The following is a 17,359-nucleotide window of genomic DNA, read 5'->3' on the forward strand; positions in this document are numbered from 1 at the left end:
TTCCTCTCTCGTGGGCGTTCAATTCAGGTAAAGGACAGCAGAGCTGTCCTGAAAAGAGTTGCAATACTCCGTGGATTACCAACGGTAGTGTGCGAACGCCTTGTTTGCATCTGCCATACGGTGAACGTCTTCACGTTTCTTAACAGCAGCGCCTTTGTTTTCAGCCGCATCAGATAATTCATTTGCCAGGCGTAAAGCCATGGATTTATCACCGCGTTTACGAGCAGCTTCAACAATCCAACGCATTGCTAATGCATTACGACGAACTGGGCGAACTTCAACTGGAACCTGGTAAGTAGAACCACCAACACGGCGGGACTTAACTTCCACAGTTGGGCGAACGTTATCTAATGCGATATCGAACGCTTCCAGTTCAGTTTTGCCAGAACGCTGAGCCAGGGTCTCAAGCGCGTTATAAACGATAGATTCTGCTGTAGATTTTTTACCATCTACCATCAGAATGTTAACAAATTTGGCCAGCAGTTCTGATCCGAACTTAGGATCTGGCAGAATTTTACGTTGACCAATTACACGACGACGTGGCATGGAAATACTCCGTTTAAATTCAGGGTTGTCCAAAACTCAATGAGTTTATTTTGACATTAATAGTGAAAAATGTTTGGCCTTACTTAACGGAGAACCATTAAGCCTTTGGCTTCTTCACACCGTACTTAGAGCGACCTTGTTTACGGTCTTTAACACCGGAACAGTCCAGCGCGCCGCGAACAGTGTGGTAACGCACACCTGGTAAGTCTTTAACACGACCACCACGGATTAGGATAACGGAGTGTTCCTGCAAGTTGTGGCCTTCACCACCGATGTAGGAAGAAACTTCGAAACCGTTAGTCAAACGAACACGGCATACTTTACGCAGTGCTGAGTTTGGTTTTTTTGGAGTGGTAGTATATACACGAGTACATACGCCACGTTTTTGCGGGCAAGCTTCCAGAGCTGGAACGTTGCTTTTAACAACTTTCGAGCTACGAGATTTGCGCACCAGCTGGTTAATAGTTGCCATTTAAAAAAAGCTCCTGGTTTTTGCTTCGTAAACACGGATTTGAACTCTGTCTTGTCAACAAGACAAAACATGAGGACGCAGAATTTTATTGCTGACGGGCTCATGTGTCAAGAATTATACAGCAATTCTACACTCCCCAGTGCATTTGTTGGGGATGTTTTACAGTTAAATCGACAAAATCACCATAATTGACTAAGGTAATGTGATGAGAAGCTTGATCTTTTAGACCTCGGGCAACAACATCGTCAATTAACGCATAAATTGGAATTTGCTGTTTAAGACAAAATTTAAGTAGCGGGTTACCTTCTAAGACAGCAAGTACCCCATCTTGTATTAACAAAACTTCATCCTGTTTTGTCAGTAAAGATAAAAATGTCTCTAAATCACTCTGATAAATAGAAACGGAATAAGTATACAACATAACTGTGCAACCTTCCTGACTAACTCCACTGTTAAAAACGCAACACCACATCATAATCATGTAATTTTTGTGTAATATCATGAAATGATAATTTTTGGGCTGCTAACACAAACGATGTTTGTGCTGACAAGCCTCGAAGTGTTATGTCTTCCTGTGATACATAGATGCTTGTAATATCATACAGGGGTAGTACTTTAAATGTCGCAGCATGATGACGCGACAAGATGCCATCAGGCTGTTGATTGTCAACTAACTGAAAGACGCCATCAGATAAAAAAAACACACCAATATCTTCAGTTAATGCAGAGGTAGCAAGTAATGCATCTAACCCTTCACGGCCTGTTGCATTACCATGCGGAGCTTGAGTAAAAACAAATGCGACCGAATTTATTTTTTTCATTAAAATTGCACCACCCGAGAGCACGTTAGCATTGTTTGAGCAAGTGAACCTAATCCGCTTAACTCAAACTCTGATGCTAAATTAGCGCCATCAATTCCCTGCTCTTTTGCCTGCTGCTCATCAATAATTCCTCTGCGTAACGCTGCAGCAACACACACTTGCAATGGAATATGATGTTCTTTTGCAAACGCCAGCCACGCTTTTGGCAGATTAAATTCATCGCTAGCAGGTGAAACTAATTTATTCGCATTAGTTACGCCATCACGATAGAAAAAAACTTGGGCAATTTTATGCCCTTTTTCTATGAGTGCATTTGCAAACAAATAAGCACTTGATGCTTGTTCTGTACCATAATGAGGGCCTGTAACAATCAAGCAATACGTCAGGGAATTCATTGTGTTACTTTATTCTCCATTCTTAAATTGACGGATATAAAGATACACAGTGTGTTTAGAAATATTCAATCTATCAGCGACTTGATTAATGGCATCTTTAATATCAAATATACCTTTTTCATAAAGACTTAAAACAACTTGTTTATTTTTCGCGTTATTTGCCACTTCTCTATCATTATTCACTTCTTCTATCGTAAATTCTAATGTTTGGGCAACCAAATCATCAACAGAAGAGGCAAAGTTAACATCAGAAGCAACGTCATGAGTCTCTTCTGGAATAAAGGTTTTAATTATATCCGAGAATGGGACATCAAGATTCATATTGATACACAACAATCCGATCACACGACGTTCGCGATTACGAATAGCGATAGTGATAGATTTCATCAATGCACCACTTTTGGCTCTTGTAAAATAAGCCTTTGAAAAACTTGAATCTTCATCTGTGATATCATGTAACATTTGTAATGCCAAATCAGTAATAGGTGAACCGATCTTACGACCAGTGTGTTCCCCATTAGCAATTTTAACCGCTGAACATTTCAAATCTTCCAGAGAGTGCAATACGATTTCACAATGGTTACCAATCAGCATCGCTAAGCCATCTACCGCTGCTTCATACGCTTTTAAAATCTCGTGATCAGTTTGGGCAAAAGGTCGGCTATCAAGTTTTTCGAACTCGCTGCTGTCACCATAAAATAATGGGCTAGACATTGATTATATAATCCTTAAAGGCTTTAATTATGATAATGACTTGAGGTTCTATTTTTTATAACGATTCATCACTGTGAATCAATTCAATTTAATTTTTTTTAATGTAAAAACGGAATTAGGAACAATTCCGACGTTAGATCGCAAGGACATTAACGTCAAGTTACTTAGAATAAGAGCTTTGTGATAGGTCACAGCTTTTCACTATTTTCTTTGTATTTCTTTAGCTATCACGCAATTCTTTATTGTAATTTACCTCTTTTAAGAGGAAAGCAATAAAATTTGACACTCTGCTATAGATTTCCTACGTTCGAGAAATTATTATCTTAAAACGTTGTTAATCCTATGAATAGACTGGTAGTTCATAAATTTGAGCAAACTACATAAATAATTGCATTAATACTTGCTGCTCCTATACCTATTATTGTTCCCCTTATCTTCACCTCTTTCAAAAAAAGTGGTTATTGTTAATACAATAGTTGTTGTCGCAGTTTTTTTGCTTAATTTACTCGATTAGATTAATCACTAGATTTAATCGATATTTATTAATGTTAATCATAAATGAGTATTTTTTTTAAATCTAATTCACTCATTCTAAGCCACGCTAAAATATTAAATATATTTTTTCCTATGTTACAGGTGTGTCGCTATGCAATTACGCCAATATTGGGCTAAGTTTGGCCCAACAACATTATTCGTCTTACTTTGGAGTAGTGGCGCAATATTTTCACGTTGGGGCTTAGATAACGGAAGTTCTTTTGCCATTTTAACTTGGCGCTTTGTGATAGCTTTAGCTTTTCTCGCTGTTTTATGTTTTCAACGCCATCGTTTTTTACCGCCAAAAGGGCGTCGCCTAAAAACAGCGTGGGTCGGTTTGCTTATTATTGGTGGTTATTCTATTTGTTATCTTTTAGCCTTAGCTAATAGTATTACACCGGGTATGTTAGCAACAATTATGGGCATTCAACCCATAATTACGTTATGGATAATTGAGCGCAATTTTACGGCAACGAGATTATTCGGACTTCTTATTGCACTTGCGGGTCTTGTTCTTGTTGTGGCTCAGAGTTTATTTAATACAGCACTTTCGTTGACTGGGATGATTTATGCACTCGTCGCTTTATTGTGTATGAGTTTTGGTGCGATTTCACAAAAGAAACTTCAATTAGCGCCAATGGATGCATTGCCTTTGCAATATGTCGTTAGCCTCGCATTATGTTTATTATTTGTGCCTTTTCAACCTATTAAAGTCTCTTTCGATATTGGCTTTATTATTCCTGTATTATGGCTCGCTATTATTATTTCTGTTGTTGCTCAATTGCTGTTATATCGCTTACTCACCACAGGAAACCTCGTTAATGTTACCAGCCTGTTTTATTTAGTCCCTGGCGTTACTGCATTAATGGACTATATCTTTTTGGGTAATAAAATGTCTTGGTTAAGTTTAGCCGGAATGGGTGCAATTATTATTGGTTTACTTTTTGTCTTTAAAAAACCAAAAGCGATTATTGTAGAAGAAAAGATGGAGTAATTTTTCAGTTTAAAATACATAAAAAAATGCTGGAGTCTATCCAGCATTTTTATTTTATTAACCCGCTAATGAATCATCTTTATGACAAATGACAAAACGATTCAATAGCGTTTTAAATATTATTTATCGCTTTCAACACTTAATAATTCAACTTCAAATACTAATGTTGAATTAGCAGGAATACCGCTAGTTGCGCGTTGGCCATAACCTAATTCTGGTGGAATAACCAGTTTGATTTTACCGCCTTCTTTGATGTATTTCAGACCTTCTGTCCAACCAGGGATAACACTTTTCAGGCTAATAGTCAGCGGCTCTTTACGATCATAAGAGCTATCGAACTGTTTGCCATCGATAAGCATACCTTTATAGTTTACTGTTACGCGGTCAGCATCAGTAGGCGTTTTACCTTTACCCGCATTTTCAACTAAATACAGTAAACCTGATTTAGTTTTAACGACACCTTTTTCTGCTGCAAATTCTGTACGGAATTTATCACCCGCTGTTTTATTTTCAGTGGCTTCTTTTTCCATTTTAATGGTTGCAGCATTACGAACTTGGTCTTCAAATGCAGCTAACGTTAATTCGATTTCAGCATCAGACAATTTTGATTTGCTATTAAATGCATCTTGAACACCGGCTAACAGTTGTTTTGAATCTAAAGTAATACCGATATTTTTTTGCTCTTGCAATGCAGCTTCCATGTAGCGACCCATTGATGCACCTAAAGCATATGCATTTTGCTCATCCTGAGTCTTAAACGCGCTGTTTAATGTTGGCACTTTAGCGACTTCTTCAGCAAATGCGCTTGGCGCACTGAATGCAAATGCTAAACTTGTTGCCAGCAACGTCGTTTTTAATAAAGCTTTCATCCCATTCTCCAGTATTTATTAGTGAATCGCTACGTTTGTGCAAACGATCATCATAGATCTTAGCAAAAACGATTAGCACCACTTCTTGCTGTCATTGCGGAGTAGATCTCATCCGCTGTTAGCAATTTTATATGAATTTAAAAAATTTGCCGACACTCTTAACAGTTAATGTTAGGATTTTTGTCAACGCAGAGTGTTATCACATTAACAAAATAGTCTTTTATCTCAAACCAGATTTATGTCTTCCTGTGTATATATCAGTAAATAAGATTAAATTTCGTGAGCTAATTGACTATATTCGTCGTAATAAGACGTATTAAAGGAGGAAAAACACAATGGATATTAAGGAAATAGAAGAGTTACTCATTCAGTTGGAAAGTAAAATTGCTTTTCAAGATGCCACCATTGAAGAACTCAATCAAGTGGTCACACAGCAACAAATTGAGATGAGCCGATTTAAAGAGCATTTAAAAGTGGTAACGGAAAGATTAAAAGCCACTCAACCTTCAATGCTTGCTAGACCTGAGGATGAAACCCCACCTCCTCATTATTAATTTGTAATAAATCAGCACATTAACCCCTATTAGACAACAAAAAAGGAGCGTTTAAGCGCTCCTTTTAACATATCTAAATAAAGATTAGTGCTGGCAACCACAACCGCCATTACCGTGGCCATGACCATCGTGACCATGTCCGCCGCCACCGCAGCATCCGCCTTCTTCACCGTGGTCGTGACCATGTCCACCGCCACAACATCCGCCTTCTTCACCGTGACCATGACCACCACAACATTCGTGCTCATCTTCTTCACCGTGAACATGACCATGAGCCAGTTCTTCTTCTGTTGCTTCGCGAACAGCAATGATTTCAACATGAAACTTCAGGTTTTGACCTGCTAACATGTGGTTACCATCAACGATAACGTCATCACCTTCGATACCTGTGATTTCTACAGGTACTGGGCCTTGATCTGTATCCGCTAAGAAACGCATACCAACTTCTAATTCATCAACGCCAACAAAAACATCTTTTGGTACGCGTTGAACTAAGTTTTCGTCGTATTGACCGTAAGCATCATCAGATGCAACTTCTACGTCAAATTTCTCACCGACTTCGCGACCATTTAAAGCATTTTCTAAACCGCTGATTAAAGAACCACGGCCATGCAGATAGTCTAACGGTGCACTCACCGGGGACTCATCAACCAAAACACCGTCTTCTGTTCTTACTTGATAAGCCAGACTAACTACCAAGTCGTTTGCTACTTTCATGACATCTCCTACATACCCGTGGGCAAAATTTTCCCGATTGTAACGAAAAATAAATCTTCTGTATCGGGTTATATCAAAAAACCTACAATTATTGTGGTGTAAAGATCCCAATGACCTGTTCATTTTCACGAACAAGTGAATTTACCTCACCATCTATTTGTCTTTGCTGATGGCCACATTGAGCACATTCCACGATATCCACTTTATCTTCTCGCCACATTTTTAATGTATCTTGAGCTTGACAGTGAGGACACACTGCTCCTGCGATAAAGCGTTTACGGATTGCAGACATGGGGTCAATTCTCCTGTTTATCAATAGATTTTTTTTCTCTTATTGTTTGAGGAATGGCTTCGGTTAAAGATTCATCCCAAATATCAGGTTGATGATGTTCTTGTAGGATCTCTTCATGAAAAAGCTCTTCTAGCTCTCTACGAGCCTCTTTAACACGTGAAACGTTTGATACCTCTTCTGGAGATTCATCAACCAACTTTCTTAGCAGCTGCATATCTAAACGACGAAAATGTTGCTGAGCGCGATAAGCTTGATGAGGATGCATTCCAAGTTCAATCAATGTCTTACGACCTAATTCCAACGCACTAGAAAATGTTTCTCTGCTAAACTCTGTCACACCCGCTTTTAGTAACTCATGAGCTTCTACACGCCCTCTAGCCCTAGCAATAATATGTAAATTAGGGAAATGCTGCTGGCACAAATGGACAATATCCATCGTAGATTCTGGTTCATTACTAGTGATAACTATCGCTTTGGCATGTTCTGCGCCTGCGGCTCGTAATAGATTGAGATCCGTTGCATCACCATAATAAACTTTATAACCATATTTACGCATGGTGCTTAAGATCCCCACATCATGCTCTAATACAGTAGTATTAATTTTATTCGCCATTAACAAGCGTCCCACTACTTGCCCCATACGGCCAAATCCAACCAAAATTACTTCAGGCTGATTATTTTCCACAAAAGGCTCTTCATCGGTTTGTTCCTCATTATAACGGCGAGATAACACAACGTCTGTCAGTTGCATCACAAGAGGTGTTGTCATCATGGAAAGTGTCACAACCACCAGCAATAATGCCATTTGCTGACTATCCAACACGCCCATCGCCATAGATGTAGAAAACACAACAAAAGCGAATTCACCACCTTGGCTTAAAACAGCAGAAAATTGCAATCGTGTTGAAAAACGTAAACCAGCTAACCAGCCAATACCATAAAGGATGGCGGCTTTAACCAAAACAAGAACTAGCACGCCAAGCAAAACTTCGAGTAAGTAACGCCATAAAATACCAATATCTAACGACATACCAACAGAGATAAAAAAGAGTCCCAAAAGTAACCCTTTAAATGGTTCAATAGAAATTTCTAACTCATGACGATATTCAGAATCGGCCAATAAGACACCCGCAATAAAGGTTCCCATTGCCATAGAAAAGCCGAGTGTTTCCATAAACAAAGCGGCACCTAACACCACTAATAACGCCGCCGCGGTAAAAACTTCTCTTACGCCTGATTTAACAACTAAGCGAAACAGTGGACGCAATAAAAAACGGCCACAAATCAGTAAAACAGCAAATGACATAACTTTTAAGCCAATCTTATACCAATCACTGCTTGCTGTTTCACCCGCTAATAACGGGATAATGGCTAAAATGGGGATCACAGCCATATCTTGAAAGAGTAGAACCGAAAATCCAAGTTGCCCCCCTTCATTATGGTTCATGCCCTTTTCGTTCATCAGCTGCAACGCCATTGCCGTGGATGACATTGCAATACCACAACCTCCAATCACCGCGGCTTGCCATGAAAATGAAGTAAACAGCAAAATTAGCCCAGCGAAAATAGAAACGGTAAACACAACCTGCATTGAGCCTACGCCAAAAATTGAGCGTCTTAATTGCCAAAGTTTTGCAGGGTTTAATTCAAGTCCTATCAAGAACATTAAAAAAACCACCCCTAACTCAGCAAAATGTAAAATATTATCGACGTCTTTAAATAGCCCGAATCCCCAAGGCCCAATCACGATACCGGCGATTAAATAGCCCAAAACAGCACCAATTTTAATACGCTGGGCAATAGGCACCATGACCACAGCAGCACAAAGGAAAAATAGCACCGCTTTTATCATCCAATTATCGTCCATTAAGCGTGTTCTCCTTCAAGAGGGGCGATTAGCCATTGGCGATAAGCATCACTAATATGGGTTAATGTTGCTGGAGATTGCTGTCTTGCGGAATAAATAATCATAGGAGACAACCAACGCATACCACACATTTCAGCCATCAATTCTAAAGGTCTCAATAATTCAGATAACGTATAACGATTTTTTCCATTGTGCTGATAAGCATATTCAGGTTCACCCGTTGTGACGACACAGCGAAATGATTTCCCTTTTAATTGTGATCGACTAACACGATTCGAACCCGCAAAAGGACGCGTAAGCACCCTATCTTGCCACTCTTTTAGCAATGCTGGGCAACTGTAAGTTTGTAATGGAAATTGAAACACAATCACCTGATGTTGGCATAATAGAGCCTGCTCATGATGAATATCGATAAAGAAATCAGGATAAACTGCATACAAATCATGAATAGTTAGGTTCTCTAAATCCCTCACCGCATTCAATAACGCCTTATTGGCGACAGATTGTCGCGGTTCGGGATGTACATAGATTAGTAATACATTTGATGCGTTTGACATCACTCCTCCTTACAAAGCGTGTCAGAAACAGATTTTTCCGTTACCATGCACGCATTGTGACCAACTGTTACGAACAACTTATTCTATATATTAATTTAACATACTCTTAATAGACGATATCTATGATTGTTTTTTCTTCTTTAGAAATTCGCCGTGGCGTTAGGGTGCTACTGGAAAATGCCAGTGCAACTATTAACCCAGGACAGAAAATTGGTTTAGTCGGCAAAAATGGCTGTGGTAAAACCACACTGCTTTCATTATTAAAAGGCGAGCTACAAGCTGAAGCCGGTGATGTGACATTCCCAAGCTCTTGGGCGATGGCGTGGGTAAACCAAGAAACCCCTGCACTTGATATTCCTGCAATTGATTATGTCATTGATGGTGATAGAGAATACCGCACACTTGAGCAACGTTTACAAAAAGCTAATAACGCTAACGATGGCCATGCTATTGCTCTGATTCATGGGCAATTAGACGCAATTAATGCATGGACTATTCAATCTCGTGCGGCCACGCTACTCAATGGATTAGGCTTTAGTCAACAACAGCTCAATGAGCCAGTAAAATCATTTTCCGGTGGTTGGAGAATGCGTTTAAACCTTGCTCAAGCGCTGATTTGTCGTTCTGATTTATTATTGCTTGATGAACCAACCAACCATTTAGATTTAGATGCCGTTATTTGGCTAGAAAAATGGTTAAAGAGTTATACAGGCACGTTAATTTTGATATCTCATGACCGCGATTTTCTTGATCCTATCGTAGATAAAATTTTACATATTGAGCAAGAAAAGATATTTGAATATTCAGGAAATTACTCTTCCTTTGAATTGCAACGAGCAACAAAATTGGCTCAGCAGCAAGCATTATTTGAAAATCAGCAAGGTAAAATTGCTCACCTACAAAGTTTTATCGACCGCTTTAAAGCCAAGGCGACAAAAGCGAAACAAGCACAAAGCCGCGTAAAAATGCTCGAACGCATGGAACGTGTTGCCCCTGCGCATTTAGATAACCCTTTCCACTTTAGTTTTCGTCAACCAGAAAGCCTGCCTAATCCGTTACTTTCAATGGAAAAAATCAGTGCGGGCTACGGCGATAAAGTCATTCTCAATGATATTAAGCTTAATTTAATCCCTGGCTCTCGGATTGGCTTACTTGGCCGCAATGGTGCAGGTAAATCGACCTTAATTAAACTACTTGCTAACGAAATTGAGCCACTACAAGGTAAGATTGGTTTATCAAAAGGAATTAAGCTCGGTTATTTTGCTCAGCATCAATTAGAGTTTTTACGCTCAGATGAATCAGCATTACAACATTTAACGCGTTTAGCACCGAAAGAAACGGAGCAAAAACTACGTGATTATCTCGGTGGCTTTGGTTTTCATGGTGATAAAGTTACAGATGCTTGTGGGCAATTTTCAGGGGGTGAAAAAGCACGCCTTGTTTTATCTCTACTGGTTTGGCAGCGTCCAAATTTACTGTTAATGGATGAACCGACCAACCACCTTGATTTAGATATGCGACAAGCATTAACTGAAGCGTTAATTAGCTTTGAAGGGGCTATCGTTGTGGTTTCCCATGACCGTCACTTATTACGCTCAACCACCGACGATCTTTATCTGGTTCATGATGGTCAAGTCGAGCCATTTAATGGTGACCTTGATGACTATCAGCAATGGCTGGTTGATCAAAATCGTCAAGAAACTCAAGCTAATAAGAGCCAACAAGAAAAGGATAACAGTACTAACACCACTAATTTAAGCGCTCAAGATAAAAAAGAGCAAAAACGCAAAGAAGCAGAGTTTAGACAACAAACTCAACCTTTACGTAAAAAACTAACCACCTTAGAAAGTAAAATGGATAAGTTAAGCCAAGAGTTAGCTAATATTGAAACTGCGCTTTCAGACAGTAGTATTTATGACACTAACCGTAAAAATGAGCTTTCTGACTATTTAAGCCGCCAAGGTGTCGCAAAATCAGCGCTTGAAGAAGTTGAAATGGAATGGATGACATTACAAGAAACGCTTGAAGAAATGACAGCAGAATTTGAATCACAATAATAATACTTAACATATAAATAAGAGAACTGTTTTAGAAATAAGCAGCTCTCTTGTTTTTTATTGCCTTATTCATTCTAAAAACTTATACAACTCATTTTACTTAGTGCATTTATTTCATTTTACTACCGCACGAATTACACAAAAGATAATATCGACCTTTGTCGCAATAACCCAATTAAAATAATAGCCTATCTTTTATTTACCTATCATTTGTATTTAGTAAAGGAAATAAACTATTTCGCTCTAAAGTTTTTAACATTCCAGCCGAATTAATCATTCTGCTAAGTGGACCTCCCACTTACAAAAGTGAAGACAAAGCTAATAGGTAGGGTTATGTTAAAACGAATTAAAATCTCTCAAGGTTTAATGTGTGTTCTGACTCTGTTTTGTATTATTCAGGTAATTTCTGGCGTGCAAAGTATTCATGATGCTTACCAGACACAAAATAAACTTAAATTAATCTCATACAGTTTTGATCAACTGCGTACTATGGATAATACCTATGCGGAATTAAATACATTACGCACAGATATCATTGCTCAAGCATTTAGTTACATATCAAATCCAAGCAAAGAAGATGCTAATGTAACTGCATTTATGCAAACCATAAATACACGCAAGGCTGACGTTGATAAATTGATGAATGAGTATGTTGATTTATCAGCCCAAACAGGCTTTGACCAACAGCGAATGGCACAAATCAAACAGCTTTATCAAAAAAGTCGCACTGATTTAGATCTTCTCGCACAATATTTAGGTGAACGTAATGTGAATGCAATTACGTTGATCTTAAAAAGCCCAGCAAATACCAATTTTACCAACTCATTGTATGAAGCAACTGACTTTATTACCGATGACGTTGTTAATCCTTCGGTCACTGAAGCGGAAAAGAACTACTACAGCATGTTATGGATAGCATCTACCTTTATGGGTATTTTCCTTATCTTCACGACATTAGTTCTTATTTGGATCCGTAAATACATCATTGCTCGTATTAATCAAATGATCACTTATCAGGAAACTATTGCTAAAGGTGATTTAGTCAGTCGCATGGATAGTGACGTTTCAGGTAATACTGAGATTGACCAATTAATGCTTGGCTTGCAACAAATGCGTGCTCGTTTAAAAGAGATGGTGACTTCTATTCGAAATAGCAGTAGCCATATTTATACTGGCGTACAAGAAATTGCAGCAGGTAATAATGACTTATCAAGCAGAACCGAAGAACAAGCTAGCGCATTAGAAGAAACCGCATCGAGTATGGAACAGATGACGGCGACTATTCGTAACAATACAGAAAGCGCTCGTGAAGTGACAGAACTCGTTATTAGCACTGCAGATATTGCTGTCCAAGGTGGCGAGCACAGTAACAAGATGGTGATGACAATGACTGACATTGCTGATCGCTCGCAAAAAATTGGCGAAATCACAGCTGTTATTGATGATATTGCTTTTCAAACCAATATTCTGGCATTGAATGCGGCCGTTGAAGCAGCAAGAGCAGGCGAGCAAGGCCGGGGGTTCTCTGTTGTTGCAAGTGAGGTACGTAACCTTGCTCAGCGCAGCGCGGAAGCCGCAAAAGAGATCAAAGAATTAATCGAGTCCACTATCTTACGTGTCAGACAAGGCAATGATCTTGTTGAACAAGTCAGTATTTCAATGGGCGAGATTGTAACATCCGTTAACCATGTTTCGGGTTCAATGAAAGAAATTTTATCTGCTTCAGAAGAACAAACTCGTGGTATTGCTCAAATTAGCCTTGCCGTTAATGAAATGGATAAAGCCACTCAGCAAAATGCAGCAATGGTTGAACAATCAACGGCTGCATCGGCCACATTAAGTGAGCAGGCGGGTATGTTAGATATGATTGTGAATACATTTAAAGTAGAGCAAGAAACATCGACACCATTACCAACCTTCTCAGCAAAAAAATATGAACCAGAAGTAGTAAAAACACCAAAAACGCCAACCATCAAGCCAAATAACAATGAAGCTGATGATAATTGGGAAAGTTTCTGATTTAGTGTTGTAACTTAATTAGCATCATGGTGTTCATTAGTTATATATATTACGCATAAAAAACCTCTACCTACACGATCCCCAATCATTAGATTGGGGATATTTGTCTTAACGTTAAGAGATATAAAAATTAAGATTTCTCAATTTTATGAAATAGAAGAAATAGTTTGTACTAAAAGTCAGCAAATTAAGTTTGATAACAGCTAAATTTCATTTTACTTATCAAAAAATAAAAAAATGCCCAATAATAAAACCACACAGTAATAACAAGCCTCCCCAATAAAAACATTATTAAATCTTAATAATTAACAATCAACATCACTAATGAGTAAGATAATTTACTTATAGACAATTGTAGGTGTCATTAGAAAATTTTAGTTATTAGCTGTTAATTAAAGCTAAAAAAAGAAAAACAAGTCATCTTTAGTCGCAAATAGTATAGAAATATTAAAGTTTTCAGATATTAAGCCGAATAAGTTTAATTGATGTATGTTTGTCGTTCCTTGCTGTTTATCCTACAAATTTATTAAATAGGTAAGGCTATGCTTAAACGAATAAAAATATCTAATGGCTTGATGTTTATCTTAATACTGTTTTGCGCTATTCAACTTTTTTCTGGCGCAATGAGTATCCGTGATTCTAATTTAACCAATAAGCGGATCTCACAATTAGCCCATGGCTTTGAACAGATGAAAACGATGGATTACGGTTATGCAAAACTCAATAAGTTACGTGAGGATATGCTCAATGTATTACTTGATGCGCAACTCACACCGGATATTGCACAAGAAAAAATAACTTCTTTTATCGCTACCTATCCAGAGCGAAAAAAAGAAGTTTCTTCTATCATGGCAGACTACTTTAATGTCGCTCAAAAAGTAGACTACGATCCAGAAAAGCTAGATGCCATGAAAAAACTATTCACTCGTGTTCTCTACGATCTTGACCAATTAGTTTCTGCTTTAGAAATTCGAGACTTTTACGGTTTTCAATCGCTCTATGCACACAACACCAATGAACGTTTTACTAACGCGTTGTATGAGGCCAGCGACCACTTAAGTGATAATGTTGTAGCCCACGCACTTAAAGCTGCACAAGGTAACTATGAGCGAGCCTTAATACTTGCCTTTGTTTTTATGTGTATTTTTATTGCATTTACCGTTCTTGTCATGATTTGGCTACGTCGAAACATCGTTTTGCGTATCAATCAAATTATCGAATATATGTCTGAAATTTCTCAAGGAAACTTAATTGAAAACAATGAGATAAAAGTCAGAGGCAATAATGAAATCGACCAATTAATTTATGGCATTCAGTATATGCGTACTGAGCTTTCGTTAATTGTGAATGCGATTCGTGGAACGAGCCACCATATTTATACAGGTGTTCAAGAGCTTTCAGCTGGCAATACAGACCTCTCTTGTCGTACTGAAGAGCAAGCCAGTGCACTAGAAGAAACCGCTTCAAGTATGGAGCAACTCACCGCAACAGTAAGGAATAATACTGAAAGCGCGCGAGAAATCTCACATTTAGTCAATCAAACCTCGAACATTGCGAGTAAAGGTGGAGACGTCACAAATAGAATGGTGAAAACCATGACTGACATCGCTGAAAGCTCACAAAAAATTGGCGAAATCACGGCTGTTATTAATAGCATTGCATTCCAAACCAATATTTTATCTTTAAACGCAGCAGTAGAAGCTGCGAGAGCCGGTGAACAAGGGCGGGGTTTTTCTGTGGTAGCAACGGAGGTACGAGAATTAGCTCAACGCAGCGCTGAAGCGGCAAAAGAGATCAAAGAGTTAATTGATGCTTCAATCAGCAGAGTCCGTCATGGTAACGACTTAGTTGAACAAGTCAGTATTTCAATGAGTGAAATACTGACCTCCGTAAAACATGTTGAAGACTCGATGACAGAAATTCTTTCTGCATCTGAAGAACAAACTCGAGGGATCACACAAGTTACCCTTGCGGTTAATGAGATGGATAAAGCCACTCAGCAAAACGCCACAATGGTAGAACAATCATCAGCCGTAGCGAGTTTGCTAACTGAAGAAGCGGGTAATTTAGAGCAAATAGTTGAACAGTTTAAAACTGCTGAAAGTGAACAACAGAAAAATACCAACCCTAAAAATAGCGTAGAAAATTACACTATTACGGAAAACTCACGGCAAAAAGAGAGCACTAAGACCCGTGTTAGAGTGAAAAACGACGTTATTAAAGAAAAGAAAACAACCAAAGAACCGATAATAAATCATGATGAAGATGACGACTGGACAAGCTTTTAAGTTTAAGTCGCAAGCTCATTTTTAACACAAAGACACCTAATCTATTTAGGTGTCTTTTTTTTCAAAAAAACTAATGGAATACGTTGATAGCACTGACTAAATAGTTAGTTTGTACTTTCATTTCACCTGAAATTGTTGATGCCTTAGAAACATAATCAGCATTTTCATGAGTTATCGACTCCAACTTTTCGACAGCTCGACCTAGCTCTTTTAATCCTGCGCTCTGTTCTGACGAGGCAAGGCTAATTTCACCGATAAGGTCAGTGACATTCTTAACATGCACAACGATATCTTCCATTGTGCCTACCGTTTCATTAACTTGTTTTGAACCCACTCGAATATTATTGCTAGATGTATTAATTAGCATTTTTATTTCTTTTGCCGCTTCAGCGCTGCGCTGCGCTAAATTACGCACCTCGGTTGCTACCACAGAAAAGCCGCGTCCTTGAGCTCCGGCTCTCGCAGCTTCGACCGAAGCATTCAGCGCCAATATATTAGTTTGAAAAGCAATGCTATCAATCACGCCAATAATATTGCTGATACGATCAGAGCTTTTGGCAATATCATTCATCGTGTTAACGATATTATCCATTGCTGTGCCACCTTTAATTGCAGCACTACAAGTGATATTAGATAAGTTATTGGCTTGTCCTGCAGTTTCACTATTACTACTTACTGCTGTTGTTAACTCATTCATCGTTGAAGCGGTGGCTTCTACATTATTGGCAGTTTGCTCTGTTCTGACGTACAAATCACGGTTTCCAGCTGCAAGTTGATCACAAGAAATATCCACCTGATGAATTTGGTGGCTAACATCATTTACCAACCATCGAAACATTCGCCCAAGTTGATTGACCGAGCGCTGTGTCATCCCTATCTCATCAATACGGTTTAGATAAGCGACGTTATGCTCATCGCCTGTAGCAACGCGATTTGCATGCTCATTCAATAACCTAATCGGCTTAATGATTTGAAAATAAAGTACCCTCTCATTAAACATCAACAATAGAAGTAAAATGACAACATGACATAAAAGCGCATAGCCGCTTAGCCCTGCAAACCATGCACTGAGTAGCATAAATGGAAGGGGTAATAAGATAAGTAAGCGAAGGCGCTGTTTTAACGAAATCGTTTGGTTCCACGAGCGCCAACGTTGCCATCCCTTATAAATGAAAGCGCCTTTTAAAAAGGTTTGTGATGGGTAGTTTCCTTGATTAAATCCGTTATATAGTGCCGAGGCTTGTGCTATTTCCTCTTTTTTAGCACAAGTTCTTACAGACATAAAACTTTGTATTTTTCCTTGACGAATGATTGGGGTGACATTTGCTCTTACCCAGTAGTAATCACCATTTTTACGTCTATTTTTAACAATACCCGTCCAAACACTCCCTTGTTTTAATGTTCTCCACATATCCTTAAACACTTCAGAAGGGATATCTGGGTGCCGGACAATGTTATGGGGTTGTCCCACTAGTTCATCAACTGAAAACCCACTGGCCTCAACAAAGTCCTCATTGGCATAAATGATATTGCCATCAAGGTCTGTTGTTGACATCAATGTTGCGTTTTCAGATACCGGATATTCTCGCTGTGTCACCGGTTGGTTGTTACGCATTAGTTACTCTCCTCGACATTGAAATAAAACTTCTCAACCAAAAAAGAT

At 38.7% G+C, this 17,359-nt stretch carries 17 protein-coding genes; 5 read left to right on the forward strand and 12 right to left on the reverse strand.

Annotated features, from left to right (window positions below):
- Positions 1 to 75: 75 nt before the first annotated feature.
- From rpsG to PH4a_RS05560, 6 genes are all read right to left on the reverse strand, one after another.
- Positions 76 to 546 carry a 30S ribosomal protein S7 gene (gene rpsG, locus PH4a_RS05535; protein WP_064718100.1) on the reverse strand — a complete coding sequence of 157 codons (471 nt, stop codon included), beginning with the start codon at positions 544 to 546 and terminating at the stop codon, positions 76 to 78.
- A gap of 97 nt (positions 547 to 643) precedes the next feature.
- Positions 644 to 1,018, reverse strand: a complete 375-nt coding sequence (gene rpsL / locus PH4a_RS05540) for a 30S ribosomal protein S12 (protein WP_004246896.1) — start codon at positions 1,016 to 1,018, stop codon at positions 644 to 646.
- Between the two features lie 127 nt (positions 1,019 to 1,145).
- Positions 1,146 to 1,439 (reverse strand): sulfurtransferase complex subunit TusB, encoded by a 294-nt coding sequence (tusB, locus tag PH4a_RS05545; protein WP_129038373.1) that lies wholly within the window; start codon positions 1,437 to 1,439, stop codon positions 1,146 to 1,148.
- A 31-nt stretch (positions 1,440 to 1,470) separates the two neighbouring features.
- Positions 1,471 to 1,839 (reverse strand): sulfurtransferase complex subunit TusC, encoded by a 369-nt coding sequence (gene tusC / locus PH4a_RS05550; RefSeq protein WP_129038375.1) that lies wholly within the window; start codon positions 1,837 to 1,839, stop codon positions 1,471 to 1,473.
- On the reverse strand, positions 1,839 to 2,234 hold the full coding sequence (gene tusD / locus PH4a_RS05555) for a sulfurtransferase complex subunit TusD (protein WP_129038377.1): 396 nt from the start codon (positions 2,232 to 2,234) through the stop codon (positions 1,839 to 1,841). The genes tusC and tusD overlap by 1 nt, the downstream gene beginning before the upstream one ends.
- A gap of 9 nt (positions 2,235 to 2,243) precedes the next feature.
- Complete coding sequence (locus tag PH4a_RS05560; RefSeq protein ID WP_129038379.1) at positions 2,244 to 2,948, reverse strand: helix-turn-helix transcriptional regulator; 705 nt, start codon at positions 2,946 to 2,948, stop codon at positions 2,244 to 2,246.
- A 646-nt stretch (positions 2,949 to 3,594) separates the two neighbouring features.
- Here PH4a_RS05560 and PH4a_RS05565 point away from each other — a divergent pair.
- On the forward strand, positions 3,595 to 4,476 hold the full coding sequence (locus tag PH4a_RS05565) for a DMT family transporter (protein WP_129038381.1): 882 nt from the start codon (positions 3,595 to 3,597) through the stop codon (positions 4,474 to 4,476).
- A 119-nt stretch (positions 4,477 to 4,595) separates the two neighbouring features.
- Here PH4a_RS05565 and fkpA read toward each other — a convergent pair whose 3' ends face one another.
- The gene (gene fkpA / locus PH4a_RS05570) at positions 4,596 to 5,345 is read right to left on the reverse strand and encodes an FKBP-type peptidyl-prolyl cis-trans isomerase (protein ID WP_129038383.1); all 750 of its coding nucleotides are present in this window, start codon (positions 5,343 to 5,345) and stop codon (positions 4,596 to 4,598) included.
- A gap of 335 nt (positions 5,346 to 5,680) precedes the next feature.
- On the opposite strand from fkpA, the gene PH4a_RS05575 reads away from it, so the two are divergent.
- On the forward strand, positions 5,681 to 5,899 hold the full coding sequence (locus PH4a_RS05575) for a SlyX family protein (protein ID WP_064718107.1): 219 nt from the start codon (positions 5,681 to 5,683) through the stop codon (positions 5,897 to 5,899).
- Between the two features lie 84 nt (positions 5,900 to 5,983).
- Here the strand turns inward: PH4a_RS05575 and slyD are convergent, their stop codons facing one another.
- The 4 genes from slyD to kefG all read right to left on the reverse strand — a co-directional run bounded on the left by slyD (position 5,984) and on the right by kefG (position 9,332).
- On the reverse strand, positions 5,984 to 6,616 hold the full coding sequence (gene slyD / locus PH4a_RS05580; RefSeq protein ID WP_064718108.1) for a peptidylprolyl isomerase: 633 nt from the start codon (positions 6,614 to 6,616) through the stop codon (positions 5,984 to 5,986).
- A gap of 88 nt (positions 6,617 to 6,704) precedes the next feature.
- On the reverse strand, positions 6,705 to 6,908 hold the full coding sequence (locus PH4a_RS05585) for a YheV family putative zinc ribbon protein (RefSeq protein WP_129038385.1): 204 nt from the start codon (positions 6,906 to 6,908) through the stop codon (positions 6,705 to 6,707).
- Between the two features lie 4 nt (positions 6,909 to 6,912).
- A complete protein-coding gene (kefB, locus tag PH4a_RS05590; protein ID WP_129038387.1) occupies positions 6,913 to 8,775 on the reverse strand; it encodes a glutathione-regulated potassium-efflux system protein KefB in 1,863 nt (620 codons plus the stop codon).
- Complete coding sequence (gene kefG / locus PH4a_RS05595; protein ID WP_129038389.1) at positions 8,775 to 9,332, reverse strand: glutathione-regulated potassium-efflux system ancillary protein KefG; 558 nt, start codon at positions 9,330 to 9,332, stop codon at positions 8,775 to 8,777. Before kefG ends, kefB begins: the two co-directional genes overlap by 1 nt.
- 122 nt (positions 9,333 to 9,454) lie before the next feature.
- Here kefG and PH4a_RS05600 point away from each other — a divergent pair, with 122 nt between their 5' ends.
- The 3 genes from PH4a_RS05600 to PH4a_RS05610 all read left to right on the forward strand — a co-directional run bounded on the left by PH4a_RS05600 (position 9,455) and on the right by PH4a_RS05610 (position 15,696).
- The gene (locus tag PH4a_RS05600; RefSeq protein WP_129038391.1) at positions 9,455 to 11,389 is read left to right on the forward strand and encodes an ABC transporter ATP-binding protein; all 1,935 of its coding nucleotides are present in this window, start codon (positions 9,455 to 9,457) and stop codon (positions 11,387 to 11,389) included.
- A 333-nt stretch (positions 11,390 to 11,722) separates the two neighbouring features.
- Positions 11,723 to 13,408: a methyl-accepting chemotaxis protein gene (locus PH4a_RS05605; RefSeq protein ID WP_129038393.1), complete on the forward strand. Its 1,686-nt coding sequence runs from the start codon at positions 11,723 to 11,725 to the stop codon at positions 13,406 to 13,408.
- A 542-nt stretch (positions 13,409 to 13,950) separates the two neighbouring features.
- Positions 13,951 to 15,696, forward strand: a complete 1,746-nt coding sequence (locus tag PH4a_RS05610) for a methyl-accepting chemotaxis protein (protein WP_129038395.1) — start codon at positions 13,951 to 13,953, stop codon at positions 15,694 to 15,696.
- A gap of 70 nt (positions 15,697 to 15,766) precedes the next feature.
- Here PH4a_RS05610 and PH4a_RS05615 read toward each other — a convergent pair whose 3' ends face one another.
- Positions 15,767 to 17,311 carry a methyl-accepting chemotaxis protein gene (locus tag PH4a_RS05615; protein WP_129038397.1) on the reverse strand — a complete coding sequence of 515 codons (1,545 nt, stop codon included), beginning with the start codon at positions 17,309 to 17,311 and terminating at the stop codon, positions 15,767 to 15,769.
- Positions 17,312 to 17,359 lie beyond the last annotated feature (48 nt).

The organism is Proteus hauseri, from assembly GCF_004116975.1.
Lineage (GTDB): Bacteria > Pseudomonadota > Gammaproteobacteria > Enterobacterales > Enterobacteriaceae > Proteus > Proteus hauseri.